Source organism: Coleofasciculus sp. C1-SOL-03 (assembly GCF_040220555.1).
In the GTDB taxonomy this organism is placed as follows: Bacteria; Cyanobacteriota; Cyanobacteriia; order Cyanobacteriales; family Coleofasciculaceae; genus Coleofasciculus.
The window spans coordinates 39,416-65,764 of the sequence record NZ_JAVJUO010000084.1 but is presented as its reverse complement, the minus strand read 5'-3'; the positions used below and the strand labels follow the sequence as shown (position 1 = coordinate 65,764).

Annotated in this window: 25 protein-coding genes; 9 read left to right on the top strand and 16 right to left on the bottom strand. The window is 43.8% G+C overall.

Annotated features, from left to right (window positions below):
* Positions 1–2: 2 nt before the first annotated feature.
* Complete coding sequence (locus tag RIE73_RS14995) at positions 3–758, top strand: formylglycine-generating enzyme family protein (protein ID WP_446401934.1); 756 nt, start codon at positions 3–5, stop codon at positions 756–758.
* A 113-nt stretch (positions 759–871) separates the two neighbouring features.
* Positions 872–1,735, top strand: coding sequence for a formylglycine-generating enzyme family protein (locus RIE73_RS14990; RefSeq protein WP_446401933.1), 864 nt, complete (start codon positions 872–874; stop codon positions 1,733–1,735).
* Positions 1,736–1,966: 231 nt separating this feature from the next.
* Here RIE73_RS14990 and RIE73_RS14985 read toward each other — a convergent pair whose 3' ends face one another.
* A complete protein-coding gene (locus RIE73_RS14985; protein ID WP_446401932.1) occupies positions 1,967–3,454 on the bottom strand; it encodes a GAF domain-containing sensor histidine kinase in 1,488 nt (495 codons plus the stop codon).
* Positions 3,455–3,795: 341 nt separating this feature from the next.
* On the opposite strand from RIE73_RS14985, the gene RIE73_RS14980 reads away from it, so the two are divergent.
* The 3 genes from RIE73_RS14980 to RIE73_RS14970 all read left to right on the top strand — a co-directional run bounded on the left by RIE73_RS14980 (position 3,796) and on the right by RIE73_RS14970 (position 7,564).
* Positions 3,796–5,538 carry a pentapeptide repeat-containing protein gene (locus RIE73_RS14980; protein ID WP_446401931.1) on the top strand — a complete coding sequence of 581 codons (1,743 nt, stop codon included), beginning with the start codon at positions 3,796–3,798 and terminating at the stop codon, positions 5,536–5,538.
* 332 nt (positions 5,539–5,870) lie between these two features.
* Positions 5,871–7,127 (top strand): methionine adenosyltransferase, encoded by a 1,257-nt coding sequence (gene metK, locus RIE73_RS14975; RefSeq protein ID WP_446401930.1) that lies wholly within the window; start codon positions 5,871–5,873, stop codon positions 7,125–7,127.
* A 182-nt stretch (positions 7,128–7,309) separates the two neighbouring features.
* Entirely contained in the window at positions 7,310–7,564 is a 255-nt protein-coding gene (locus tag RIE73_RS14970; RefSeq protein ID WP_006101696.1) for a hypothetical protein, read from the top strand.
* Positions 7,565–7,784: 220 nt separating this feature from the next.
* Here RIE73_RS14970 and RIE73_RS14965 read toward each other — a convergent pair whose 3' ends face one another.
* The 4 genes from RIE73_RS14965 to RIE73_RS14950 form a co-directional block, all read right to left on the bottom strand.
* On the bottom strand, positions 7,785–8,972 hold the full coding sequence (locus RIE73_RS14965; protein ID WP_446401929.1) for a TRC40/GET3/ArsA family transport-energizing ATPase: 1,188 nt from the start codon (positions 8,970–8,972) through the stop codon (positions 7,785–7,787).
* A gap of 53 nt (positions 8,973–9,025) precedes the next feature.
* Positions 9,026–9,409, bottom strand: a complete 384-nt coding sequence (locus tag RIE73_RS14960) for a DUF2358 domain-containing protein (RefSeq protein ID WP_446401928.1) — start codon at positions 9,407–9,409, stop codon at positions 9,026–9,028.
* A gap of 217 nt (positions 9,410–9,626) precedes the next feature.
* Positions 9,627–10,034, bottom strand: coding sequence for a CAAD domain-containing protein (locus RIE73_RS14955; protein WP_446401927.1), 408 nt, complete (start codon positions 10,032–10,034; stop codon positions 9,627–9,629).
* Positions 10,035–10,437: 403 nt separating this feature from the next.
* Positions 10,438–11,604, bottom strand: a complete 1,167-nt coding sequence (locus RIE73_RS14950; RefSeq protein WP_446401926.1) for a hypothetical protein — start codon at positions 11,602–11,604, stop codon at positions 10,438–10,440.
* Between the two features lie 348 nt (positions 11,605–11,952).
* On the opposite strand from RIE73_RS14950, the gene RIE73_RS14945 reads away from it, so the two are divergent.
* The 3 genes from RIE73_RS14945 to RIE73_RS14935 are packed head-to-tail and all read left to right on the top strand — an operon-like array spanning position 11,953 to position 14,213.
* On the top strand, positions 11,953–12,834 hold the full coding sequence (locus RIE73_RS14945) for a LysM peptidoglycan-binding domain-containing M23 family metallopeptidase (protein WP_446401925.1): 882 nt from the start codon (positions 11,953–11,955) through the stop codon (positions 12,832–12,834).
* 6 nt (positions 12,835–12,840) lie between these two features.
* Positions 12,841–13,971, top strand: coding sequence for a CapA family protein (locus RIE73_RS14940; protein WP_446401924.1), 1,131 nt, complete (start codon positions 12,841–12,843; stop codon positions 13,969–13,971).
* A gap of 20 nt (positions 13,972–13,991) precedes the next feature.
* A complete protein-coding gene (locus RIE73_RS14935) occupies positions 13,992–14,213 on the top strand; it encodes a hypothetical protein (protein ID WP_446401923.1) in 222 nt (73 codons plus the stop codon).
* 129 nt (positions 14,214–14,342) lie between these two features.
* On the opposite strand, the gene RIE73_RS14930 is transcribed toward RIE73_RS14935, so the two are convergent.
* A complete protein-coding gene (locus RIE73_RS14930; protein WP_446401922.1) occupies positions 14,343–15,047 on the bottom strand; it encodes a PRC-barrel domain-containing protein in 705 nt (234 codons plus the stop codon).
* Positions 15,048–15,139: 92 nt separating this feature from the next.
* Between RIE73_RS14930 and RIE73_RS14925 the strand changes: the two genes are divergently transcribed.
* Positions 15,140–15,502, top strand: a complete 363-nt coding sequence (locus RIE73_RS14925) for a lipopolysaccharide assembly protein LapA domain-containing protein (RefSeq protein WP_446401921.1) — start codon at positions 15,140–15,142, stop codon at positions 15,500–15,502.
* Here RIE73_RS14925 and RIE73_RS14920 read toward each other — a convergent pair.
* The 10 genes from RIE73_RS14920 to RIE73_RS14875 all read right to left on the bottom strand — a co-directional run bounded on the left by RIE73_RS14920 (position 15,476) and on the right by RIE73_RS14875 (position 26,280).
* Positions 15,476–16,129: a YdcF family protein gene (locus tag RIE73_RS14920; protein WP_446401964.1), complete on the bottom strand. Its 654-nt coding sequence runs from the start codon at positions 16,127–16,129 to the stop codon at positions 15,476–15,478. The two genes, RIE73_RS14925 and RIE73_RS14920, sit on opposite strands and share 27 nt — an antisense overlap.
* A gap of 53 nt (positions 16,130–16,182) precedes the next feature.
* Positions 16,183–17,382, bottom strand: a complete 1,200-nt coding sequence (locus tag RIE73_RS14915) for a glycosyltransferase (protein WP_446401920.1) — start codon at positions 17,380–17,382, stop codon at positions 16,183–16,185.
* Positions 17,383–18,537 carry a glycosyltransferase gene (locus RIE73_RS14910; protein ID WP_446401919.1) on the bottom strand — a complete coding sequence of 385 codons (1,155 nt, stop codon included), beginning with the start codon at positions 18,535–18,537 and terminating at the stop codon, positions 17,383–17,385.
* 123 nt (positions 18,538–18,660) lie between these two features.
* Complete coding sequence (locus RIE73_RS14905; RefSeq protein ID WP_446401918.1) at positions 18,661–19,938, bottom strand: glycosyltransferase family 4 protein; 1,278 nt, start codon at positions 19,936–19,938, stop codon at positions 18,661–18,663.
* Complete coding sequence (locus RIE73_RS14900; RefSeq protein WP_446401917.1) at positions 19,898–21,298, bottom strand: O-antigen ligase family protein; 1,401 nt, start codon at positions 21,296–21,298, stop codon at positions 19,898–19,900. Before RIE73_RS14900 ends, RIE73_RS14905 begins: the two co-directional genes overlap by 41 nt.
* Positions 21,295–22,332, bottom strand: a complete 1,038-nt coding sequence (locus RIE73_RS14895; RefSeq protein WP_446401916.1) for a glycosyltransferase family 4 protein — start codon at positions 22,330–22,332, stop codon at positions 21,295–21,297. Before RIE73_RS14895 ends, RIE73_RS14900 begins: the two co-directional genes overlap by 4 nt.
* Positions 22,333–22,355: 23 nt before the next feature.
* Positions 22,356–23,048, bottom strand: a complete 693-nt coding sequence (locus RIE73_RS14890; RefSeq protein ID WP_446401915.1) for a class I SAM-dependent methyltransferase — start codon at positions 23,046–23,048, stop codon at positions 22,356–22,358.
* Between the two features lie 117 nt (positions 23,049–23,165).
* Positions 23,166–24,248: a glycosyltransferase family 1 protein gene (locus RIE73_RS14885; protein WP_446401914.1), complete on the bottom strand. Its 1,083-nt coding sequence runs from the start codon at positions 24,246–24,248 to the stop codon at positions 23,166–23,168.
* Between the two features lie 198 nt (positions 24,249–24,446).
* Complete coding sequence (locus tag RIE73_RS14880; protein ID WP_446401913.1) at positions 24,447–25,325, bottom strand: sulfotransferase; 879 nt, start codon at positions 25,323–25,325, stop codon at positions 24,447–24,449.
* A 94-nt stretch (positions 25,326–25,419) separates the two neighbouring features.
* Positions 25,420–26,280 carry a glycosyltransferase family 2 protein gene (locus RIE73_RS14875; RefSeq protein WP_446401912.1) on the bottom strand — a complete coding sequence of 287 codons (861 nt, stop codon included), beginning with the start codon at positions 26,278–26,280 and terminating at the stop codon, positions 25,420–25,422.
* Between the last annotated feature and the right edge of the window lie 69 nt (positions 26,281–26,349).

The window sequence follows — 26,349 nt, the reverse complement described above, 5'->3', positions numbered from 1 at the left end:
AGATGGTAGCCATTCCCGAAGGTAGCTTTGTCAGGGGGTCACCAGAGGACGAAACTGGACGGGAAAACTCTGAATCTCCTCAGCATACGGTCACAGTTAATTCCTTTTTTATGGGTAAATACACCATAACCCAGGCACAATGGCAAATCGTAGCTGATCTACCGCGAGTTAATCGTGAACTTGAACCTGATCCATCTGAGTTTAAAAGTGCAAACCGCCCTGTAGAGAATGTGTCTTGGTATGATGCTATGGAATTTTGCGATCGCCTTTCTCAGAAAACTGGACGACTCTATCGCCTACCCAGTGAAGCCGAGTGGGAGTATGCCTGTCGTGCTCGAACAACCACCCCATTTCATTTTGGAGAAACAATTACAATCGACTTGGCGAATTACCGAGGTACGGATGACAAAAGAAGGGGTTGGTCAGGTTCCTATGGTCAAAGTCCCAAAGGGATTGATCGTCAAGAAACAACTCCTGTAGGTAGCTTTAAGGTGGCTAATGATTTTGGACTCTACGATATGCATGGGAATGTATGGGAATGGTGTGCTGACCCTTGGCACGAAAACTATGAAGGTGCGCCAACAGATGGCAGGGTGTGGAAGGATGATAATGATCATGATAATGAGCATCGGGTATTGCGGGGCGGTTCCTGGTTTGACTTTCCTGTAAACTGCCGTTGCGCGTGTCGCTTCCATTATTCTTCAAATGACAGGAACGTCCCCGTTATGGGTTTTCGAGTTGTATGCGCCGCCGAGTAGAGTTTGTAATCTTTGCCCTTTTATTGTCCTTCTTACTTATACGTAGCGTTAGCTAAATTTTCTTGCCTCTGTTGTTCAACTATTAAGCATATTGAATCTAAGGTGACAAAACTATGGCAACACCGCAAATCAGTAATCAAGGACAGCAGACTAGGTTTATTGTTAAGCGTCGGCAGCGACAGGCTCAATATTTCAGCGAAGACTTGGGCAATGGTATCTTCCTGGATATGGTGGCGATTCCTGGAGGGACATTCCTCATGGGTTCCCCAGAAACGGAAGAAGGACACAGAGATAGTGAAAGTCCCCAGCATCCGGTAACGGTTCCACCCTTTTTCATGGGGAAATACCCGGTGACTCAAGCGCAATGGCGGGCGGTTGCTCATCTGCCTCAAGTTGATAAAGAACTTGACCCTGATCCATCTAGATTTAAAGGAGCCGATCAACCAGTTGAGGGAGTATCGTGGTATGATTGTGCAGAGTTTTGTGCGCGGTTATCGCAGTACACAGGACGAGACTACCGACTTCCTAATGAAGCGGAGTGGGAATATGCCTGTCGTGCTGGAACAACAACGCCGTTTCATTTTGGCGAAACGATTACTACGGATTTAGCCAATTACAACGGCAACTCTACTTTTGGTGAAGGTCATAAGGGTGAGTATCGTGAACAGACTACCCCAGTTGGGAGTTTTCAGGTAGCGAGCGCCTTTGGCTTATTCGATATGCATGGAAATGTGTGGGAATGGTGTGCTGATCATTGGCATGATAGTTATGAAGGTGCGCCGTCGGATGGTCAAGCTTGGCTATTAGATAACAATAAAAATGAGAATCATTATCGGCTGATGCGCGGTGGTTCGTGGTACGCCTTTCCCAGGAACTGTCGTTGTGCGTATCGCCTCAGGAATACCCCAGACTACGGGAACAACACCGTCGGGTGTCGGGTCGTCTGTGGTGCGGTGTGGACTCCTTTGCCCCCTTGACACTAGGGAAAGGGCGGGTTTTGTTGAAAAGTTATCGGTGATATCGTTTATTGAATCCCTAAACCCGCCCCTACAGAATTTCTAAACTAAACCCTGGCAATACTTCCTCCCCTGACAATACAACAGGTATCGCCACAACGTCCACATCTGTTCCCTCTCGATAAATCTCCACTATTAACATTAAGGTTTAAATGCCAAACAGCTTATCGTTTACCCTCTCCCATAACCGAACTACGGATCTAACTTCGGCAAACTGATAATATAGCGATCGCCTGATTCTGACAAACCCTGTACCGACAGTTTCCCGTGGTGAAGTTCGGCTAAATGACAACTGAGAAATAAGCCCAAACTTTCACGCGAATCGGTTTTCAGTAGCATTTCCTTCCCATTCACCATCAAGGTTTTGGACATGGAGACACTGGAGAGAATGGGCGTTTTCAATGTCGCTGCACCGGGGGACTCAGCCTTACCGTTTTGCTTGTGCTTCTCGCTGTCTCGCCCCATTACGGATACATCAGTTAATTCCTCATACACGGTGGGAACACCTTCTCCTAGCCATGGATGAGACACCCAAACCGCAATATTGAGCGTATCGATTTTACGAGAAACATGAAGACGAATTTCTCCTCCTGCTTCTGCTGAATAAATCACACTGAGGATAACGTAGTACAGCATTTGCTGCACTTTGTCCTTATCCAGTACCCAAAGCCGAGTTCCCGGTTCTATCGTCAAACGAATCTGTTGCTGATTTTGCTCGGCGGTTTCAACCAAAGAATGAATTGCCTTTTGGCAAAGCATTTCGATATCGACTGGACTCACATTCAGATAGGGGGGGTTATTGATTTCATCGAACACATCCAGAGCCATAATTTCCTCAACCAGGGAAACCAGATGCTGACCACTTTGATGAATAATTTCTAAATATTCTTTTTGTTTATCCGTTAGTTCACCATAAATTTGGCGATTGAGAACACTCGCCATGCCCATAATTGAGGTTAATGGTGTGCGGAGTTCTTGGGTTAGATGTGTGAGCAGTTGCAGCTTGATTGAGTGAGTTGAGGAGAACGGAACAGAGGAGTCGCTAACCAAGCCCTGAGTAAAGTTGGACTCATTGGCAGGGTGTATTTCACTCGCGTGAGAAGAAGCCAGAATGGCAGTGGGCGATCGCAACATCTTATTTCGCTCAAATTCACTCAGACACCATCGGGCGGTCATTGCCAAAAACTCAATATCTCTAGGGGTAAAAGAACGCGGAACTAAATCCATAACCGCCAACGTCCCCAAGCACAATCCATCGGCGGTGAATAAAGGCGCTGCCAAATAAGCGCGGATACCGTAGTAACCCACAAGCAAACTTTGGGCAAAAACCGGATTACTAGCCGTATCGTGAATCGCTAAAACCTGCTGACTCTCGACAACATAGGTACAAAAACTTTCCTGACGTGGCAACTGACGCGATTGGGCAAGGGGATTCATCAACCCCACCCTCGATAAACCAACGGCGGATTGAATCAGGAGTTGATCAGTTGTCAGGAAAGCCAACCAACCGATAGGAACCTCTAAAAATCGCACCGCCGTCTGAGTCGCTTCCTGGAAAACGGCTATTCCTTCGGCTTCGAGTAAACCGAGTTCTTGGAGAGTAGCAAGCCGTTTTTGGTCTTGTACGGTTGAGTTCAAACCATTCAGAGGACAACAAATTCTCGTTTCCAGCTCTGCCATAACTCCCCTTTCCCTATAGACTCTAGAAATAGACAAATTCAACGTATCTAAGCCAACCTATAATGTTACGCTTCATACATAAGGTTCCCCTGTGAGGTAGAAAAACCAACATAATTTGTAAAAGCATGTAGAGAGGTGCCATGGCACGTCTGGGAGCAGGGGAAGCTGGGGAAGCGGGGGAAGCTGGGGGAGTAGGGGAAGATAAGGGAGAGGGAGATAGGTAATATGAGGGCGTTAACTCAAAACCAAGAAGCGAAAAGTCAAAACCAGGTTCCCTTGAGCCAAGCGAAGGGTCAAAACTCAAAACTCCTCTAATCCCCTTCAATGGCAAACTGGAAATAATGCAAGTCCAGAACTTTCTCACCCGTTATCGCCAAGGAGACCGTGATTTTGCCCAGGTTGACCTGAGTGGTGTTAACCTGAAGGGGGCAGATTTGCGGACAATTAACTTAAGTGGGGCTAATCTGACCAATGCCAACCTCAGTTGGGCGTCCCTTGACGACGCTAATCTCAGTGGTGCTTGTCTGCATCAGACAGATTTACACAACGCGATCCTAAAACATAGTAATCTTAACCAAGCCATCTTGACCCGTGCAAATCTCAGCAAGGTGGATGGGCAATCCGCTAGTCTTTGCCAAGCCAATTTAAGTTGGGTAGAAGCCCCCTATTGTAACTTGAGTGGTGCAAATCTCCAGGCAGCCCAGTTGAATCATAGTAATCTTACAGAGGCTACCCTGGATAAAACTCAGCTCATTAGCACACAGTTAATGGCGGCTAACCTCTACCAAGCCAGTCTCATTGCTGCTAATCTCACCACAGCCAACCTGCGGGAAGCCTCACTGGAGCGAGCCAATTTACGAGACGCAATATTCGTCGGTGCGACATTAACCGAAGCTAACCTGCGTCAGGCTTGTTTGCGCTGTGCCAACCTGACTCAGGCGGAACTCTATCGAGCTATTTTAACCGATGCGGATCTCAGTGAAGTCACAGGCGATCGCGTAAATTTGAGTCGGGCAAATCTGATGGGGGCGTATTTACTCAGAGCCAGCTTCGTTGGCGCTAATTTGCGACGCACGGTTCTGCAAAATGTCTATTGTTTACAGACGAATTTGACAGCGGCTAATCTGCAAGGGGCAGATTTACGCCATGGGGATTTCAGTGGGGCGTATTTAAACGAAACGATTTTAACTGAGGCAAATTTGACCAATGCCTATTTAATCGGCAGCTATTTAATTCGCCCCCAACTTGAACAAGCCCAACTCACTGGCTGTTGTATCTACAACTGGCATTTAGAAGAAGTGGATTTGACCAATGTAAATTGTCGTTATCTTTTTACTCAGTTTAATTGGGAAACGAAAACGCCCAACAAACGCTATCCGCCTACAGGTGATTTGATACCGGGACAACTGAGTCAAGAGAAAATGACTGATTTGCTCTTAATCGAGGTTCCTTTCTCGGAGATGCCAAATAGAGAGGTATTGGTATTTACCCTCGCCCAAGTGGAACAGGAATATCCTGATCTAAAACTGTCGCTGAAAGCCTTGAGTAAAAAATTTGCTCACTATATCCTTCACCTATCAGCAAAACCAGGAGTCAATCCCCAAACGGTGAGTCAACGCATCCTGCAACTCTATCCGCAAATGTACCAGCGTTTTGCCCATCACCGTCATAGAATTTGGCAATTGCTAGAGATAGACAAGTCTGGAGACTCCCAGGTCAACTCATCGTTAAGTGCTGCAACCTCACCCACTCCAACTCAAGTGTTAGCCAATAATCGCCGCCGGATCTATAAGGAAGTTATTCATCAAATCCAACAAATTATTCTATCCCAACCCCCTGATAAATGTGTAGAAAGTATACAGCGACTATTGAATTTTTTACGTCAACAGAATATTCCCACCCAAGATATTGTCCAAAAAATCATTCGTCAAGCGATGCTCAGGCGAGCGAAACGCGATCTCGTCTTTCAAACCCAGTTATTAGCATGGGAAGAAACGGCAGATCAAGCGGCTCGTATGTCTTTAACCGGGCAAGCCATGCATAGTGCGATCGCGCTGATCCTGTCTCAAGTCCCGCCTTCCTAGAAAACAGTCCCTGACTTAATTACGAATTAGGGCTTGTTGCCAAAGCCGAAAACCCTACAAAAATAAAGCTTTTGTTTAAGAAAAATCTTAACGGACACTTGACAAATAAGCCAATCTTCAGTAAATGAATAATCATTTTTAGGTGAGAGAGCAAGTAAACTTTTCTAACATTCACACAGTTCTGGATGGAGAATGGGGCAAATTCTGTTAAAGTTCTGTGATCAGTGGGCAATTCCCTCTATGCATCGTGTATGATAACAACCTACAACCCTCAGGAACTATCCTAAACCCTTAATTTAGTGTAGCTGCCGTTTTTTAAGGAGATTAGTCCATTGCCTCGTCGCTACCTATTCACGTCCGAATCGGTTACAGAAGGTCATCCCGATAAAATCTGTGATCAGATTTCCGATACAATCCTAGATGCTCTACTCACCCAAGACAACCGTAGTCGTGTTGCCGCAGAAGTGGTGGTTAATACCGGATTAGTATTGATTACGGGTGAAATTACCTCCCAAGCCAATGTAAACTACGTTGATATAGCCCGCAAAAAAATTGCTGAGATTGGCTATACCGACGCCGATAACGGCTTCTCCGCCAATAGCTGTTCTGTCTTAGTCGCCCTGGATGAACAGTCTCCAGATATTTCTCAAGGGGTCACCACCGCTCAGGAAAATCGAGACAAGTTGAGTGACGATGAACTCGATGGGATTGGTGCAGGCGATCAAGGGTTGATGTTTGGTTTTGCCTGCAACGAAACCCCAGAACTTATGCCTATGCCCCTAAGTCTGGCACATCGCTTGTCTAGGCAGTTAACCGCCGTTCGGAAGTCCGGACAGTTGCCTTACCTGCGTCCCGATGGCAAAACCCAAGTGACGGTACTCTACGAAGATGGCAAACCCATCGGCATTGATACCATCTTAATCTCAACCCAACACACCGCCACCATTGACGAGATTTCCAGTGAAGCGGCTGTCCGAGACAAAATTAAACAGGATCTCTGGTCAGCGGTGGTAGAACCCGCGTTTGCAGATATTGAGATTAAGCCAGATGATAGTACCCGTTTCTTAGTCAACCCCACCGGGAAATTTGTGATTGGTGGACCCCAAGGCGATTCAGGTCTCACCGGACGCAAAATCATTATTGATACCTACGGTGGCTATTCCCGTCACGGCGGTGGAGCATTTTCCGGTAAAGATCCCACCAAGGTAGACCGTTCTGCTGCCTATGCTTGTCGCTATGTAGCCAAAAATATTGTGGCAGCAGGTTTAGCCGAAAAGTGCGAAGTTCAGCTCAGTTATGCCATTGGTGTTGCCCGTCCCGTAAGTATTATGGTGGAAACCTTTGGTACGGGTAAGGTTGAAGAAGAGAAATTGCTAGAACTGGTACAACAGCATTTTGAACTGCGTCCAGCCGGGATTATTCAATCCTTTAATCTGCTGGAACTCCCTAAATTACGAGGGGGTCGTTTCTATCAAGATGTCGCGGCTTACGGTCATTTTGGACGTCCTAATTTGGATTTACCTTGGGAACATACCGATAAAGCGGAACTCCTTAAAGAAGCCCTCAAACCATCGTTAGCCAGCGTGTAAGCCGATTAATTTAATAGTTAGATCCCCGACTTCTTGAAGAAGTCGGGGATCTGAAGAAGGCGAGTAGGAATTGATTTTGTCGGCTCTATCAGCGAAGATTTCCATCTATTGATAGATGCGCCTTCGCAACGTTTCAACTAGCTTGAGAGTGAGAATTAAAGAAAAGAAGGACAAGTTAAAGTATGGCAGCTTCAAATCCGCTCAAAGGCACTGATTTAGTTGATTGTGCTAAAGCGAACGCCAAGCAGGGACCCGAAACAGCCGCGAAACTCTGTGGCTACGGAGACGATATCTCAACCTTTACAGCGGAACTCAAGAAAGCCTGTGAGGGTATGGGTATCGAAATTGATCAAGTCAGCGATTTAATGACTGAGCAGCAGGCTCGAATTAAAGGTGACACTGAAGTTATTGCTCCGGAAACACCAACCAACCTTTAAATAGGTGAGGACGTTTCAAGTTAACGGTGGGGATCGTCATACTCGAAGAGCGCGAGAAGCAAGCTATGTCATTGGTCAAGATTTGGAGAATAGACCCAAAAATGATGTAGGGGCGGGTTTTACTATTATCATTTCTTCCCTCACCCAAATGCAACTAAACCCGCCCCCCAGCATCTCCGCACCTCTGCACCCTTATTCCCCTATCTCTCATCCCTAACCCTTAAACCTTCGCCGTTTCTGCAAAGCGAATCTTGAGATAATCGTCCTCAATCTTGGCACCAGCAGGTTTCAGTGCAGCTAAGGCTTGGGGGAGGACGAGATTGCGACGGTGATTGCCAATCCGTACATTTAGCTCATCCCCTGTTTTATTCAATTGGATATGGTCTTTGGGTACACCGGGTAGATACAGTTCTAAACTATACTCGTTTTCATTTTGGACAACCCGAATTGTGTTTTCCTGGTAGTAAACCTGAGTTGGGTCTTCTTCCCCATACAAGGTTTGCTTGAGTCGTTCTAGCGCCTCAAGTCCGCACATCTCTTCCGCAAACAGAGGAACTTCTTTAACCGGAAGCGGACGGAAGTTTTGGTGGATTTCCTGGCGATACTCGTGTTGATGGTCTTTCCAATGTTGGAAGAAGGGGTCGCTCACTTGGTCGGGGATAATCCGATTGGCGACGACTAAATCGGTGGAAACATTGTATAAACTTAAGTAGGCGTGGGCGCGGAGGGATTCCTTAATCACCATTCGTTCTGGATTGGTGATTAAGCGGACTGAGGTTTTGGTGTTATCGGTAAGAACTTTTTCGAGCTGTTCAATTTGCTCGTAGAATTCATAAGGAGCGTCCATGACCTCATTATCAGGTAACGAAAATCCCGCGATCGGTTTGAACAGGGGTTCAACCAGGGGTCTCAACGCCACGGACATTTTTTGCAGGGGTTTATAAAAGCGACGCATATACCACCCCCCAACTTCCGGTAAGCTGAGAAGCCGCAGTGCGGTTCCTGTAGGTGCTGAATCGATAATTAGCACCTCGTACTCCCCTTCGTCATAGTGACGCTTCATCCGCACCAGACCGAAAATTTCATCCATTCCCGGAAGAATCGCTAACTCTTCCGCCTGCACCCCTTCGAGTCCCCGTGCTTGCAGTACCTGGGTAATATAGCGCTTCACCGCACCCCAGTTTCCTTCCAATTCCATCAGCGCATCCAGTTCCGCACCCCAAAGATTAGGACGGACGAGTCGGGGTTCGTGACTGAGTTCCAGGTCGAAACTATCGGCGAGGGAATGAGCGGGATCTGTACTCAGCACTAAGGTTTTATAACCCAATTCGGCACAACGCAGACCTGTGGCTGCGGCGACGGAGGTTTTACCGACTCCGCCTTTGCCTGTCATCAAAATTACTCGCATAGATAATTTCGCTCACCTGAGAAACCTTTACATTTATTTACTGTATCGGGTTTTCACCGAAACAGTTGCTTGAGAACATCCAAGCGGGGGATATCCCAATAATCGATATGGGAAGAAATTAGTCCATCTGCATTTAGACGTAATTCGCTCCAACCGGGGATAGAAATTCGCGGTTTCCAGGGGAGGGGTGTGGTCCAGCTTAAAGTCCAGCGCGTTTTGATGGTATCGCCGGATTGAGAAATGTCGTGCAGGTCGAGTTGGGGATTGATGAACCAGGTGTGGATGAATCCAATCATTTGTTTGTAGCGATTAAGTCCCCGGAACTCGTTGAGGGGGTCTTTGAAAAAGACGTCGTTGGCATAGAGGCTGTAGGTTTGGTCAACGGGGAAGCGTTGATAATCCTGTTTGAGGATTTCAATAATGTCTCTATTTGTCATTTATTATCGCTGATATGTTATTTTTTTTAACGATATCATACGTAGTCGGACACAATTCAACTTAAGCGTGAGGACAAGGGAATAGGGAACAGGGAACAGGTAGGATTTGATCTTAGTCCAGCGCACCGAATGTATATCCAGGTAATTCCGATAATAGTAAACTCATCCCACTGAGTCTTTGATGTGGAATGAGTTTAAAAGTTGACTGAAGGTTTATTTAGGGACTCGTGCCAAAAATTTTTTCCTTGAAAGACTTAACTTGTAAAGCTAAGTCTTGACGGTTGGCAGCACTGAGCAAATAGCGGCAAATAAACCAACTTACATAAGCAATGCCAATTATCTCTAGGAATAAGCCTATGAAGGGAATCGTATTAATCGCATTCAGGACAGCCAGACTTAGTTTGAGACTGGTTAGGGCAGCTATAATCCAAGCCGCCGTGATAAAAATTTGCTTGGTGTTCGTAACTCGGTTGTTTAGGTGAGCAGAGAGAGTCTCTATCGTCTCGATCAAGGTGGAAATGAGTTGAACCCAAGGCTGTTTTTTTTCTTCTGTGAGAACTTCGCTGGTGATTTCCGGATGGCAGGTTTCCGAGTTGGAGTTAACTGGCTGTTCAGGGATTGCCATTTTAGCAGTCATTGTTTTTATTTGGAGAACGACAATGCGCGAATGATGGGAGTAAGGGAATGTCGAGAACAAGGAGAGCGTCTTAAAATTAAGTATTAAACTCTGATGTTAGCTCAATCTATTACTTTACTCCCTAGCTTTTTTTAGTGTATTTAGGAGGAGCGATGCGGGTCAATAGGATTGCTAAATCAACATAAAATTTTAGTCATTTATTTATGATTGCTTCAGACTATTCTACGGCAACTTAATCTCTCTGGAAGGGTTATCAGTAGTCGGACAAAAGTTTTGGGTGCTGTGCAAAGTTTTGTAAATATTGCTCAAATTCCCTTGGCGACTGCTATAAGTTGTTGGGTTTCGTCCCTCAACCCAACCTACAACGTTGACATGTACCCTGTAGAAAGGCTTAGTCTTCTACAATGTCTAAGTATTGAATGAGCGCACTCAAAGCATGTTGTACATAATCAATGCGTACTTCAGTCACACGACGATTAAACTTTTTGGCATCAGGAGTATCTGCAGCGATTTGGTCTACAGCTCTGGGAAAGGCTCCAAGGAAGTTTCCCTCTTTAACCTGAGCGCGGAGTAAAAAGTTGATACCGGGCGGTACAGCAGACTGAATACGCTGACGTATTTCCTGATTAGCCGGGAGGAACATCAGAGCCGCTTGCAATCCTTCTAAACGGGTTGCGGTGGGAGTGACTTTACCCTGTTTGGAAAAGCCACCATTATAGTTAGGCTGCTGAGGATTTCTAATTTGCTCGGTTAGTATTGTTTCGCAAATCTGAATGGCATGGTTGATTAACAATTCTTTCGATACAGGTAATTCTTTCTCATTGGTTAGTGAGAGTAGTTGAGCCGTCGCCAGTAACGCCCAATGGTCAGCCGGGATGTTGGTTTGCGCTTCACGAGTTTGAGCAAGATAGGCTAAGGCTTTAGCCGCCGCATTGAGCCAAATCTGAGACTGCTCCTGTTCATAAAGCATCGCGAGTCCTAAAGCAGCCTCACCCGGATAATAAAGGGATTGCCACTGATCCCAACGTCCTCCCTGAGAGGGGATGTATTTTGAGTAAAAACTGCCATCTTCTTTTTGCATATAAACCAGGAATTGCCCTAACTTTTGCAAATCTGAGCGGGCGGTAAATCCGGGCTGAATTTTCTCCATACTTAATAAAGCGACTAAACCCAGACCTGTACCTCCTAGCTTGACTTGGAGAGGATTTCCGCTGTGATTTACCTCGGGTTCTGACCAGACGGCTAGCAGATTATTCTGATCCGGTAGAGGATAAATGGGTTGATCTCGCAGATATTGACTGGCTTTGGCTAAGACAGAACGTACCTGGGGATCAGGGTGTCGCTGATAATAAAGGGTTAGGGCGTAGATTGTGCCAGCATGACGGAGAATATTATATTTTTCCTTAACCTTCACAGCAGGATTCATGTTCAGGCGATACTCAAACCTGCCATCGTCTTTTATCTGCTGAACGAGATAGTGGGCGGCTTGGTTGGTCGCGATTTGAATACGATTAATGTCTAGAATGGTGTTTCCTTTAATGGTGAATACAAGGATCAATAAACAACTTAAGAGGGTAACGAGAGTGAAATTGACTTGCTTTCTCAAGAGAAAAACGAAACGTTGCCAATACTACATGGTTAGACCTATTTTAGGGTCTGCTGATCAGTCTTGTGGGGGGGTAAGGAGCAGGGGAAGCAGGGGGAGCTGGGGGAGCTTCGTCCCTTCACTAGGATTAACCCTACGTCTGGTGTCAAGTTACTTACACAAATCTTAATGGAAAAACCTAGCTGTCAATCATTGCGATCGCGAATCGCTATCATCGATTAGTTCTGCTACTGCAAGTGATCATAGCCATAATAATCAAAAACGCAATAACATACCATTAGTCATTCCCACTTCTCAACTATGACGTTCTATCGCTGGCTTCCTATCTTTTCCACCCTGATTTGCCTGGTTGCCCCAATCTCCAATCCAGCAACAGCGCAATCCTCCTCACCGTCTGAAAGTAGCTGTCCAGCACCTGCCCTTTCGCGCTTGCAGCAACACAAAGTCGCGCCAGGTGAAACATTAGATAGTATTGCTCAACGATACAGCCTGATTCCAGAAACCTTAGCAGAACTCAATCCTAGCGTGTCAGGAAAATCCATGCCCGTAGGTCGAGAGATTCTGATTCCTCCCTTTAATGGGATTCGGGTACAAGTTCCGACGGGGGCGAGTTGGCAAGACTTAGCCGAGGCGTATGGTATCCGGGCTGATATTTTATTTGAGGTCAATGGCTGTACGCTACAACCACCAAGCGTTATTTTTGTCTCAGGGGTGAATTGGGTACTGGCAAATCGCAAACCTGTGGAAAACTATACTGGATTTGCTGGTTATCCCTTGCCCGCGTTAGCGCCCATGGGGTTTAATTACGGTTGGCATCAAAATAGTGATGGACAAACGCAGTTTCACAGTGGTATTGATCTCCTGGCAGACCCAGGAACCTCTGTGTTAGCCGTAGATTCCGGTACAGTTGCCTTTGCAGGTCAACAGGGAACCTATGGCAATTTAGTCGTGATTAATCACCAAGGTGGACGCCAAAGCCGTTATGCTCATTTAAGTCGCCTTTCGGTGAGAACGGGTCAACGAGTTAAACCGGGAACACCCCTAGGGACGGTAGGTACTACAGGACGCCCAGACATTGACCAACCTCATCTGCATTTTGAAGTTCGCTTCAATGCGCCTGCGGGTTGGGTAGCGCAAGACCCAGAGTTACATTTGACAGCAAGACCGATAAATGACGAATGACAACAAATGACGAATTTCATCATACCCTTACGGCGCAGTGGAGCCTTGTTGCTGTCGGTGGGTACGGTCAGCTTTTTGTGCGGTATGGGGTATGGTGTTGTCCAAAGCTATCCTGAACCCCCAGCAGAACCAATCATTCAGCCTGAATCGGATATTCCTACAGAACCGCCGCCGCCGAATGTTACGGTTCAAATTAAAGCCGTGGGTGATATTATTCCTGGCACGAATTATCCTCAGAATAAACTACATCCCAATCAAGCGGTTCTCTTTCAAGCCGTTCAGCCCAGCCTGCAAGGTGCTGATTTATTATTTGGTAATTTTGAGAGTACCTTAACCAATTATCCCTATTCCGCTAAGTCGATAGGAGGATTAGTTATTGCCTTTCGCACGCCGCCTGATTATGCCCCCTTGTTAAAAGAGGTGGGCTTTGATATTATGAGCGTTGCCAATAACCATTCTTATGATTTCTCCCGTCAAGGCTTTGCCGATACTATCAATAATTTGGAACAGGCTGGAGTTAAAGCCTTAGGCGAAAAAAATCAAATCCTTTATGCGAATATCGATGATTTATGGATTGCCTGGATTGGCTTTAGTTATTTTAATTATCACAATTCCTTAAATAATTTACCTGCGGCTATCGCATTAGTGGAAGAAGCCAGCCAAAATGCCCATATCGTAGTTATTTCTGTCCATGCGGGGGCAGAAGGCACTGGGGCAATGCACGTTCGCAATCAAACGGAGTATTTTTTTGGCGAAAATCGTGGCAATCTGGTTAAGTTTTCCCGGACGATGATTGACCACGGTGCTGATTTAATTCTCGGACATGGACCTCATGTTCCTAGAGCGTTAGAACGTTATCAAGGGAAGTTAATTGCCTATTCTTTAGGTAATTTTATGGGATATCGGACGCTCTCGACTCAAGCTCAATTGGCGTATTCTCTAGTATTAGAGGTGGAGTTGGATAATCAGGGTGATTTAGTTTCGGGTCAAATTATTCCAATTATGCTCAATCGTCAGGGGATTCCTTATCCTGATTCCCAAGGTCGCACAATTAGACTGATGCGCCAGCTTACTCAGAGTGATTTTCCGAATACTCCGTTACAGATTGATTCAACGGGTCAAATTATGCCTCAGTAATAGTCATTGGTCATTGGTCATTGGTCATTGGTCATTGGTCATTGGTCATTGGTCATTGGTCATTGGTCATTGGTCATTGGTCATTTGTTATTGGTCATTGGTCATTGGTCATTGGTCATTGGTCATTTGTTATTGGTCATTTGTTATTGGTCATTGGTCATTGGTCATTGGTCATTTGTTATTGGTCATTTGTTATTGGTCATTGGTCATTGGTCATTGGTCATTGGTCATTGGTCAAATAATTATTCACTTGGAAAGGGCGGGTTTAGTTACATCAGGGTCAAACACAAAGGATAATAGTGAAACCCGCCCCTACAAATTAAAAAACTCACGCGCCATGCACTCGAAAGTGGTGAAGGGTCAAAATTATTTTATTCTTCATCCTTTTTTTGACTGGGATTTTTCACGTCAGAAAATCGTTCTTTGAGTTTATCACCAGCGGCTTTGGCTTGGTCGGTGAGGTGATCGGTAACCTGGGGAACATTTTGTTTGAGGGATTCTACATGCTGAAGCGTTTTATTGTAGTCACTGCGAATGAATTCTGCGGCTTGACTCATGCGTTCATGGACGCCTTCGGTATATTTCTCACTGTTTTTTACAGCTTTCTCTAGGACAATGATCCGCTTTTTTCCCACACTGGAAACGGCGGCGGGTGCAAGGGTATAAATCCCGTCCATGATTCCTTGCCAACCACTGGAGGAATATAAGTAATTAACAACGGCTCCAGTTTCGGGTTCAATTATATAATCAACGAGTTTGCCAACTTTATTTCCAGCATCCGTCCAAACTTCTACGCCAATGCGAGAATCCAGGGGTTCAAGGGTTTCTGACTCTGTTTCCTCCTTCAGGCTGTTGACAAGAATACTATCGCTGCCAATAGTATTGACTTGTTCCCAGGTAAAGTGGTGTTTTGTGCCGCCGAGAAACCCGGACTTGCAGGTTAACCCAACGACGCGGTGGGCTTGGAAATCAAGCCATAGCTGTGTCACTCGACCGACTTCTTCAGCCGTATGACGATTTAAGACTAATCGGTTTAGGAGTTCGCTTTGCTTGAGAACTGCGGCTTTTGTGGACATCAGACACCTCGCTTGGGCTATTCTTGAGACAATGTGACTTGCCGTTCGATCAAGTGGTTTGTGTTGTGTATTTAGATTTTAGCTGACAACGGATGCGATTATTTTTAATTTTAGCGGTTATTATCGCCATCTTAGCGATTATCTTTGCGTTGCAAAATGCTGTGCCTATCGCTATAATTTTAGGAATTTGGCGAATAGAGATATCCTTAGCGTTAGTCCTTGTCTTAACCTTAGGGGTTGGCGTTGTGGTGGGATTATTGGTATCAGTACCGTCCCTGATGCGGCAGAAGTGGAAACTCGCCCATCAGAAGCGACAGAATAAAGACTTAGAGAAAGAATTAAATGAGCAAACTCAGCAACTGGCGAATCAGCAAAAACGGATTGATTATTTGGAGAATAGCTTGAAGTTTAATCGGGATTCTGCTGAATCAACGGATCAGGATTTTGACAAATGACAAATGACGTAGCTTGCTTCTGGCGCAAGCGAGTATGACAAAGGACAAATGACTAATCAATTGTGGCTTAAGTGTAGCGCCAGTATGACCTGTGATAATCCATAGTAGGGCGCGAATGCTGTCACGAAGAATCCGTAGCCAGGATTCAGGGGGTTGGTTGGAGGGTACGGAGACAGGGGTGAAGGTGATGCTTTGGCTTCCGAGAACCAGAGTCGCGATCGCTTTGGCTCTGGGTATATGATAGTCTGAGGTGATTAGGTAGATATGTTTGATTTTTCGGCGTTTGAAGTCAGCCACGAGAGAGGTAAAATTGGTGACAGTATCGACGGCGCGATAGTCGAGATGAACGCGCTGAGTTGGAATATTGGCGTTTTGGAAAATAGTATAGGTAATATCAGGGGGTGAACCACTGGAAACCCAGATGTCTAGGGAGGGGTGAGTTTGGGCAAATTGGGCGGTGAATCGTTCGCGATCGCGCCCACCGCCTAAGGTTAGAATAGCTTGGGGATCAGGGGATTGGTATTGTGCGATCGCCAGCCGCAGGGGAATGATACTGAGTAGAAGCAGGATCAGAGTAGCGCTGGTTAGACAGCATCTCCATTTAAATAGATGACGGCAGATTTTCACCAGACTATTTGTACTAGCGGGATAGGGGGAAATGTCACTGATTTGACGGCTGATCAATAATTACTGAGATGATCAGGCAAAGGTTTCCCCTCGATTATTGCAGTATAGACAGAAATCAGATTTTGAGCGATCACCTTCCAGGAATATCGATGACTCACCAAGCGCTTACCATTCTCGCCGAGTTTATGGCGTAGATGAGGAGAGTTTAGCAAAGTCGCGATCGCATCAGTAAGAGTCTCAACCTCTCCCTCTACAACTAATCCAGCTTTAGCTTCGGCAATTTCGGGTGAAATTTGTACACCGGGGGTAACGATCACAGGTAATCCAGCCGCCATTGCTTCGGCTACTGCTACTCCGAAATTTTCCGAAAAAGAAGGGAGGACAAAGATATCCGAACCTTGGAGGAGTAAGTTTTTATCTTCACCTGTGACAAAACCAGCAAATGATGTATTTTTAGTTAAACCAACCGAGGCGACTAATTTTTGTAGATAATTTACATAGTCGGGTTCACCTGAACCCGCCAATATCAGGTGAAAATCATAGCTTTTAACAGTGAGTTGGCTGAGGGCTTGGATTAATAAATCAGGACGCTTTTTATAGTGCAGGCGAGATAAAAAAAGTACGATTGGCGTTTGATTCGGTATTCCATAACTCTGATGTAAATTCTGTTTAGCCTCTGGGCAATCTGGAAGTAAGTTCACCCCTAGAGGTAAAGTAACGGTAGGAGTTGAAATGCCAAATTTACGCACATCTTGGGCTTCATTAGCTGACGTGCAGTGAATAGCGGCGGCACGGTTGAGATTGTGACGCTCAATTAGGAAGGTATATAATTGTTTTTTTAACCGACTTTGCTCCAATGCCCAAGGGCTGAGTTGACCCATTGTACGGACGGTATAAGGAGTTTGATACCAGCGAGCGATCGCACCAGCACAGGTGGAGGCGTAGGAGAAAAGATAATGGTTATCTAAGATATCATAATCCTGAATATGTTGCCATAACCATTGAGTCAGTGCTGCCGAGAAGATAAACTCTTTTAAAGGCGGAGAAAATCGCGGCAGAAACCAAACAGGAACCTGTTTATATTCAATGCGTTGATTTAAGGGTACATCTAAAACTGTTGCACCGTTGTCATTAGTGGTAACAATTTCAGTATCAATTCCCCATTCTCGCAATGCTTGAACTAAGTTTAATACAACTTGTGTAGGACCCCCTAAAGCTGGACTAACGGAGGGAATAACGTGTAAAACTCTCACCTATTGAACTCCCAGTTCCGTTGTTTGGAGTAATTCTGCCAAAGTTTGTTGAAAGCGATCAAACCCGTATATTTCGATAACTTTCTGACGCAAGACTTCAGGTTGATATAGAAGGGGATGGGGATAGATACCTTGCAAGATTTGAATGATGGTTTGGGTGATCTCACCTATATTATCAGGATTGACCAATACACCCAATTCTCCTTGACAAAGTGCATCGATTGCTCCATCCTGATTACCACCAATGGTAGGCTTACCACAAGCTAGGGCTTCCAGGTAAACAATGCCAAATCCCTCACCTTTACTGGGCATAGCAAACACATCACAAAGATTATAATGATCACACAGTTCCTCATCGGGAACAAAGCCAGTTAAGGTGACACAATCTTGAAGGTTGAGGTTGGTGATGAGTTGTTCAATGCGGGCGCGATCGCTACCCTGACCAACTAGGATATAGTGAACGTGAGGAACCTGACGCTGAATCTCTGGTAGCACTTGAAGGATATGGTCATATCCTTTGTACTGTTCACTACTATCCAATCTAGCCACCGTTAAAATAATCGGCTGTTGTTCAGTCAGGTGATAACGCTTCAGTAGATGTTGAGGTTTGGGGGCAATTTGGAAGCGAGTAGCATCAAATGTGTTGGGTAACACTGAGATTTTAGCCGGATCAAGGTGTTGTTCGTTGAGGAGGCGATCGCGGGTATAATGGCTGACAGCTAGAATCCGGTCAGCGTAGTGTAAAGCCCTTTTTAAGCCAGAGTGTTCGATGTTCCAGGCTTCTACACCATGGGCAACTGTCCAATAGGGGATACCTGTCATCCGTTTTAGCCAATACGCTGCTTTTGTGAAATGGAGGTGTGTAGCTATCACTAGATTAGGATGTTGCCAAAATCCATGTCCTAAAATTTGAGCGGCAAATACCAGGGTTCGTAGAGGTAGGGGAAAGGTTCCGGCACAATGAAATCGAGTGGACTTGAGAAAATCGGGTGATGCACAAGTATCGTGCTTGAGAAACACTTCATAACGTTTGTTAAAATACGAATTTTGTAAACTTTTTAACAAGAAATATGAATAAACTTGAATTCCACCTTTGAATTCAAAAATATTAGGTATCCAAAAATGAATTAAATAGTTGTCTTTATCATCAATCATTGGTTATGTAAATTTAATACGAATTTGCATTATATTGTGTCATTCTGAGCGAAGCGAAGAATCTCGCCAGATGCTTCGCTACTGTTCCTTCCCTTCGATCAGAACTCCGATCAGCATGATAAATTACCTCTTTGACTGCAATTTGGTATAATTGTTCCAGATATTTTTTACGCATTGAGCTAATTTTTTACGATAAAGCTGCCAGTTTAATTGTTCAGCCTTCCGTCGGGCTGCTCGTCCCATTTCAGCTAATTCTTGTGGATGATGATAACACCATTCTAATTTTTCTTTCAGGGCTTCAACATCTCGAATTGGAACAATAAAGCCTTCGACGCCATCTGTAAGAATATCAATGCCAGCCGTGTGCGGTGTCGTAATTACTGGAATGCTGCATGACATTGCCTCTAGTAACACCAGTCCAAACCCTTCAACTAGAGATGGAAAAACTAAAACATTAGCTGCACTATAATATTGATTTAAGGAAGCATGAGGCACAGAAGGCACATAACGAAATATTTCTCTATATTGAGCGAACCCTACTTCAGGAAACTCATTAATTCCCACTAATAATAATTCAGCTTCCGGTAACTGTAACTGTTGCCAAGCTTCCAATAAGTAGTGAACTCCTTTGCGGGGACTGACACGACCGACAAACAAAGCTCGGAACAGGTTATCTGGTTTGGGTTGAGGTTGAAAATAGTCAATTGGCGCACCGTAGGGAATAATACTAATTTTTTCGGGTTTTACGCCAATCTCTAGTAAAGATTTTTTAGTAAATGAAGATGCGACAAATATATGATCTGCTAACTGGACTTCCTGCTCCTTACGCTCAATCTTCCAAGCAGGCTCCTGAATCGCTTGCAGTGCTGGTGCTAACTCCGGGAATCGTTCCGCTTCTTCCAATTGGATAGCTTGACTCAGACGGTAAAACGGAATAGGCAAATCGTATAAACATAGGATACCCTGTTGCTTGGCAGCTTGGAACGTAGTAGCTGCACCATCTTCGTAAGCGTAGACAGCATCAAGATTTTGTAGATGATGATTAGCAACATGGTAATCTAAGGAAGCGTAAACCCAATTAATGGGTCTGTGTTGTCCAAAGCCTAAATGCTGACTAAGACCTGTTTTTACCAGGGCTACCCGTAGAACTTCTTGCCAGAGATGAGTTCGTATGGGGACTCCATTAGGAGGAATCCAAGTACGCCGTTCTAGTTCTTGGGTAATACGATTACTAACTTTTGAAGGCAATAGGTTTAACAAATGGGTTGCAGACGACTGTGGATTGTAGGCAATGGTTGTAATGACTTCATGAAGTAATCCCACTTCTGATAAAGCAAGTGCTGCATTTCGGGAATTTGGATTACTGGTAGGGTGAATCAGTGAAATACGGGGTTTGAACATTTTGTTTTAACAGATACTGCTGCCAATTCTCGATTTGTTCTAGTCGAGGTAATAGGAAGATAAAGCCGCTGAGGAACCAGTAGTAGACAGAGAAGGTATGGTGAAAGACGAGTGAACCATTGAGCTGGATAGCGTGGATGAGGAAAGCCGCGAGAGCTAACTCCCGTAGGAACGGTCTTTTTAATTTACGGAATACCAGCCAAAGGGCAATGAATAAGCTAATCCTTAAACCATACCAAAGTCCAAAACCAATTGGACCCTGTTCCAGCGCGACTCGCCCCATTTCTGATTCGTAATAAGTGGGAATAAATTCGCCGCGTGGCAAATTGAAAACTCGGCGAAGTGCTGGTGCGGCTTGGTGGGTAGAACCAGTGCCATAGCCATCCAGTTGTTTATATCGGATGAACTCGAAGGGTTCTGTAAAACTACCGACAATACGTGCAGGTATATCTTGGTTTGATGTTGTGCGTAACCAGAAGGCATCGATAGCGGGCTGAAACCAGATAGCCGCAGCTAGAGTCACAATCAGGATTGGCAGTACTAGTTTTTTAATCAAACGAACCAATTTCGTGGGCTGAAGCAAGCCTTTAGTCACTAAATAGCCCAATAAAAATAAAACTAAAGCAATGACGACACCGCGAGAACCCGTCATCAAAGAATTAACAATAATTAATAAGAGTTCAATAATAGAGAGCCACCTCCACATCTTTGTCTGCTGAGTTAGCAGTAAGGGGATGAGTAGACCGAAACAGAATAATAGGTAGATGGAGTAACCACTGAGGTAAGAAAACGTTCCCGTTACTCGGACAGCAGATGTTACTCCAAATGTAGCGACATCTGACACTTCTCCAGGAGCGTATACGTTAAGTGGACTAGAAGCAGGGCTAAAAAATTGAGCTATGCCCAATAGACCTACAGGAATGACTAATAATAGAAAATAGCGCAAAAAATTATATAATTCTTCTTCTGACTGGAACAGAGTAGGAATTATCCACATTAGGGGAATATAGAACAGGTAGCCCCTGAGTCCAAATAATCCTACAATTGGAGAACCTAAGCTGGGGTTTAATACCTGAAATATACACCATCCAGCTAAAATTAAAATTAAAATGTTAATAAAGTTATTTTTTAATCTAAAATTTCTACTATTTTTTAGTAAGGCAAAATAGTTAATATAAGCTGTAACCAGAATAATGTCCTTCAAAAAATAAATCAAGTCGCTAGCTTCTGGTAATAACCACTTTCGGATTGCTCCCTCAAGCACTGAAATCACTAATACGGCTTTGACTGCACGACGCCAGTTGAGAGATGAAAGATAGATTATGCCAACAAGAGCGAGTAAACCAATTAGCTGTTTCACGAAATAGCCTCCTCAAAGACTTGCAAATAGGATTGTGCTACTACGGCTTTTTTGTGACAAGATAAATGTGATTTTGCATTTTTCCTATAAATCGATAATTTATCCGGATTAGTCAATAAATCGGTTAGGACTTGAGTTAAAGCGTTTACATCACCATTCGGGAAAGTCACGCCGCAAGAACCGATGGCATCTTTGAGTCCTCCTCCCTCAGAACCGACGACAACGCAACCACAAGCAATACCTTCGAGAGCAACCACCCCAAAGGGTTCATCATATAGAGACGGAATAACCATGATTTTATGCTCATTAAGGATTTGTACCAATTCTTTTCCAACTTTAGCGCCCATAAAATTAACTTGCTTATTCAGTTCTAAACTCTTAGTTTTTTGACTCAGTTTTAGATATTCTGCGCCATCTCCAACAACTGTTAGCTGAGGCTTTAATCCGCACTTTCTCAGCTCGACTAAAGCCTCCAGCAATAGTTCTATACCTTTCTCTGAAACAAGCCGTCCCAGAAACACAAGTTCTTTGGTTCTGGAGATTCCAGGCATGATCCGGAATAAATCATCACGGTAAGGATTCGATATGACAATGGAGGAATGCTGCAAATGATTAGCTATAGCTTGGCTAATTGAGATTGATATAGAAAAACGAACAAAAAAATGCTTCAGACGAACGAGCCAACCTGAAGAATTCCCGCCAATTCCAGTTGTAGTAGTTCCATCAACACATCTGATCCAGCTTTGATGGCGAATTATCCAAGGTCTATGAATGATTAAGAGAGGCCAAGCGTCCTTTAAGATAATACCATTGTGGAAATAAATATCACACCAATGCACAAGAGCCAAGAGCTTTAGCAAACTTGGCTTCCGAATTACTTCAAAGGGAAACTCTGATCCATCTACAGCAATATTGATTCCAGGAGTTTGTGTCGTAACTTTAACTTCATGTCCTAGGCGCGTAAACTCACGAGCTAAGATTTCAGCATTTGTTTCGCTTCCCCCTAAGCTGGGATAAAATAGGCGAGAAGACATTAGAATCTTCATAGTGATGATAGTTAATTTACTGCTTTAACACTAATTTTTTGAATTAAAAGACACAAAATATCTCCGGGAAGTTCATCTTGAAGTATTAAGGATAGAAGTGATGACATCATTTTTAATGAAGGGCGGGATGTTATCGAGCCTTTGAGTGGATAAGTACATTTATAAACTATCTTTAAGTTATAATTTTGCAAGATTCTATTTAAGGGTGTCATGAATACTGGATAAATATGTGTGGGCTCACCTTTTTGGTCAAATTGTCTTAAATTACCTGTTAGCAGAAGTCTCAATCGACAAAGTACCGAATTAAGATTAGGAGTAGTAATTAGTAAATAGCCTTCTGGAGCTAAGAGTCCGGATAAATGCTGGAAAAAGCGACCGGGATTTTCTAGATGTTCTATTACTTCAATTGAAGTGATTAAACCAAATTTTTTGTTTCCAAATCCTAAATCATCAGAGTCTATGTTAGCTTGCCAGCAAGTTGCTTTTTTCGTTTGTAGTTGTTCTATGTCGTTGTCTATGCCATACAGGTTCTTAAATCCAGCATTAGCTAAGCGTTCTAGCCAAGCCCCTGTGCCGCATCCAATATCTAAAATGGGTATATTATAAGTGATCGATTCAGGTATTAAATTCATCAAAAAATTATGTAGACCTGATACCATTGTGCGCTCTAAAAGCGGAGTGCTAGATAAATTGTCGTTTTTCATAATCAACCTTACACGAAGATTTAATTTTTATATACTTAAAATATTTGGATAATTAATATATTAATCAAAATGGAATTTCATTTGGCAGTTAATTATTTAAAATATAACACCAATTTCTCATGGCATATCTGTTAACAAATCTGCAAAGATTTTAGCTTGCACTGGCAAATTATGGCTTTGATACCAAGTGTAGGCATTATCAGCAATCGCCTGCACTTCTGCTATATTCTGTAATTCTGTTGCCTGTTCATCTGGAATCCAGTAATGTTTTTCTGATTCTACTCCATCGACTGGTAAGGTATTACAACAGGTATTAACAGGCAGCATACCATGAGCGCAGTAAGCAGCAAAAATAGTTGATTTTGCCAGAAAGTCGGGACTATAATCCAAAAATCCTGCTAAGGAGTTTGACAGAACAGTGCTAATTACCGATGCGGGTCGCTGTCCCATTTCCACTATTGGCACTCCATTAACTGGAGATAACGTGAGTCCCGTTGCTGCTCCAATATCTACGACTTCCTTTATTTTTAGCATCTTGCAAGTTCGACTTAATACGGCTAACGAATGTTGATAAATCCTTAATCTTCTATTACCTCCCCCAAACACAACTAAACGCCTCTGACGCTTGGCTAAAGGGAGCAAGTTTTTGGGTTCCCCTACATTGGAAAAGACAGGTATGGCAGAAATGTGGGTATGTTGGCTTTTGCTTAACTTGTGTAGAATATCCGCATAGAGTTGTTTGCTGGTGATCGCGCGATCGCTCAACCTCGCCAAACGCGCTACTAAGTTTCTTTGCCACGGCGATAACCAAAAGGCACTCGTCCAAGGTAGTCCAGAAGCATACAGTTCATGGAACATGGTAACTAAATGGTGATTGGCACTTGCGGTTCGCCAACGTTGTAACTCTTCTACTAACCATAATGGACAACCTCGCTGGGCGTAGCCGTAACCAACATAGTGTAACAGGACTGTACTTTTACCGCTAGGTAGCAAAGATAACAAAGTATTAGCCGAACGCTCAGTTACCTGGCTGATAGGAAATCCTTCAAGTTCGGGATTTCCTGTGCAAGTGGGATCTCCAACCAAAAAATGGGTTTCAATGCCGAAGTCTTGGCGGAGTTGGCGAGCTAGATTAAGTGCGTAATCTCCTACACCATCAATTGCTGGAGGTAACCTGGGTACAACTTGGAAAATCAACATAAACCTTCTGCTTTAAATAGAGTTAATTTTCAATAGTTTGTTGTATACACTGCAAGGGTTTTGCTCGTAAATTTACATGGTTGTCTTAAGTTGAATTTCAGGATTACCTATCTCGTCTTGTTGAATGCTTTTTAGACACATCAAATTTACATAGTAGAGGGTTACAAAAATAACCATCTATATTGGCTAAAATATATCCTACAAATATCCATAAAATTTAAGCTCTGAGTTTGCAACTTTACTTGCCCATTCAATTTCTCGGCTATCCCGTTTTTTGTGAATCCCGATAGAACGTGGGCTAGCTTTTTTAATTTTTGGGTAAAGTTGGTTATTCATTGTAGCACCAAAGTGTTCAACTATCGATTTACCATAAAAAAGAGGATCAGTCACTAAATCTTCATATTTCACAAATAGAACTCTACCACTCGCCATAACCTCTGGTTTGGTAAAGAAATCGTGACAACGGCGAACCATCTCTTTCCACATCCAGATTGCTCGTACATAAGGGGTGCAGCTTATAAATTCTTCTTCCTTTCCAGACTCAACCCACCAAGGAACATAACGATGATCGTATTGACGACCTAAGGGCATTTCCGATGTTCGTAAATGCATTAATTTTTGATCAGTAAGTACGTCATAGGTACGGACGAGGGAGTCAGCACAATCCCGACCATCTCGGTAGATATAGAGAATCCGGCAATTTGGTAATGCTTGATAAGTGAACTCTGGAGCAAAACTGAGAAAAGGTTCCTTATAAATGAAGCGTTTGACAATCCTGGTGCGTTGAAAAGTATCAATCAATTCTGGAATAGTCATACACCCTAAGAGCCACTTATGAATCGCGGCAAATCGTGAACCAGCTTCTGATGCTAGGTAGTCTTGGCAAGCAAATTCTAACCCAAAAGATAGGGATTCATAAATCTCTGGTGCTAACGGATAATTAACGATATGTGGAATAGAAATAGGCAATAGCTTTCCCGAAACGCATTCTGAATAAGGTAACGCTTGCAAAACTTGCATCAAGAAAGTTGTTCCTGAGCGGGGACAACCCAGCACTACACCATATTTGACTTCCATCAGTAATATAATTCAAGATTATTTTATGTTACGTAACCTTAATCGATTCTATCTAATATTTTTTCGGTAAAACTTACCGAAATGAATATGCCCACTAGACTGAGTTCCATATCCCTTCAAATCTAACTATAATGACAAATGCCATTCTCAGAAAGAAAAAAGATTCAAGCGCTAGGTATTTTACATCCATTTTTCTTATTGTTTTTATAAAAACAATATTGTTTAAGAGGCTTTTTAGGAAAGCCCTCACGTAATAAGTTGAGTTTATGTTATCTAATTCTTGTGGGTGTATAGACAAGTAAAGAAGGATTGATTCTTGACGTTGCTTGCTCTGTTGATAATCTGGCTTTTGTCTCCAAGGATGACAGACAGAAGCGGCTTTAATAAAGGAGTATTGGTATCCACAATTAGTGAGTCTTAACCTTAAGTCTACATCTTCCATCGCCGCATAGGGGAATCGTTCATCAAAACCGCCTAAAGATTCAAATAACTGCCGTTGAATGGCAAAGTTACATGACCAAAGATACCCACCCGACTCATTAGTCGGTGCAGTTTCCGCTAAACTACATCTAGGGCGGTCAACATAAACTCGCCCTTCAAAAACCAAACAAGGGGATTCAACTACTATAGCTTGCGTGTAGGCAGTGAGCCACTGGGGATCAGGTAAGCAGTCATCATCGGTGAATGCTAACCACTCTCCCTGAGCATACTTCACACCGTTGTTTCGGTTAGCAGCCGGACCTTTCCCTAGACCAGCCACCCATTTTGCCCAAGGATAGCACTCCTGAATCATTGCGGCGGCAGTGCTCTGGGAGCCATCATCAGTGACAATGACTTCATATTGGTCAATCGGTAAGGTCTGTCTGTCAGGTGATAGACAATCAAGACACTTAACTAGCAAGTCATTGCGATGATAGGTTGGGACGATAACTGAGAAAAGAGGCTTTGAGTTCATGTTACGATTTTTTTCAGGTCTAATCTATGTTTATTATTTGGCAATATTTCAAGATATATTTCAGACCTG

Bases quoted from the DNA above. Each gene is read 5' to 3' on its own strand.
- RIE73_RS14995 (WP_446401934.1), top strand. From the start codon at position 3: ATGGTAGCCATTCCCGAAGGTAGCTTTGTCAGGGGGTCACCAGAGGAC.
- RIE73_RS14990 (WP_446401933.1), top strand. From the start codon at position 872: ATGGCAACACCGCAAATCAGTAATCAAGGACAGCAGACTAGGTTTATT.
- RIE73_RS14985 (WP_446401932.1), bottom strand. From the start codon at position 3,454: ATGGCAGAGCTGGAAACGAGAATTTGTTGTCCTCTGAATGGTTTGAAC.
- RIE73_RS14980 (WP_446401931.1), top strand. From the start codon at position 3,796: ATGCAAGTCCAGAACTTTCTCACCCGTTATCGCCAAGGAGACCGTGAT.
- RIE73_RS14970 (WP_006101696.1), top strand. From the start codon at position 7,310: ATGGCAGCTTCAAATCCGCTCAAAGGCACTGATTTAGTTGATTGTGCT.
- RIE73_RS14965 (WP_446401929.1), bottom strand. From the start codon at position 8,972: ATGCGAGTAATTTTGATGACAGGCAAAGGCGGAGTCGGTAAAACCTCC.
- RIE73_RS14960 (WP_446401928.1), bottom strand. From the start codon at position 9,409: ATGACAAATAGAGACATTATTGAAATCCTCAAACAGGATTATCAACGC.
- RIE73_RS14955 (WP_446401927.1), bottom strand. From the start codon at position 10,034: ATGGCAATCCCTGAACAGCCAGTTAACTCCAACTCGGAAACCTGCCAT.
- RIE73_RS14945 (WP_446401925.1), top strand. From the start codon at position 11,953: ATGACGTTCTATCGCTGGCTTCCTATCTTTTCCACCCTGATTTGCCTG.
- RIE73_RS14940 (WP_446401924.1), top strand. From the start codon at position 12,841: ATGACGAATTTCATCATACCCTTACGGCGCAGTGGAGCCTTGTTGCTG.
- RIE73_RS14930 (WP_446401922.1), bottom strand. From the start codon at position 15,047: ATGTCCACAAAAGCCGCAGTTCTCAAGCAAAGCGAACTCCTAAACCGA.
- RIE73_RS14925 (WP_446401921.1), top strand. From the start codon at position 15,140: ATGCGATTATTTTTAATTTTAGCGGTTATTATCGCCATCTTAGCGATT.
- RIE73_RS14910 (WP_446401919.1), bottom strand. From the start codon at position 18,537: ATGATTGATGATAAAGACAACTATTTAATTCATTTTTGGATACCTAAT.
- RIE73_RS14905 (WP_446401918.1), bottom strand. From the start codon at position 19,938: ATGTTCAAACCCCGTATTTCACTGATTCACCCTACCAGTAATCCAAAT.
- RIE73_RS14895 (WP_446401916.1), bottom strand. From the start codon at position 22,332: ATGTCTTCTCGCCTATTTTATCCCAGCTTAGGGGGAAGCGAAACAAAT.
- RIE73_RS14890 (WP_446401915.1), bottom strand. From the start codon at position 23,048: ATGAAAAACGACAATTTATCTAGCACTCCGCTTTTAGAGCGCACAATG.
- RIE73_RS14885 (WP_446401914.1), bottom strand. From the start codon at position 24,248: ATGTTGATTTTCCAAGTTGTACCCAGGTTACCTCCAGCAATTGATGGT.
- RIE73_RS14880 (WP_446401913.1), bottom strand. From the start codon at position 25,325: ATGGAAGTCAAATATGGTGTAGTGCTGGGTTGTCCCCGCTCAGGAACA.
- RIE73_RS14875 (WP_446401912.1), bottom strand. From the start codon at position 26,280: ATGAACTCAAAGCCTCTTTTCTCAGTTATCGTCCCAACCTATCATCGC.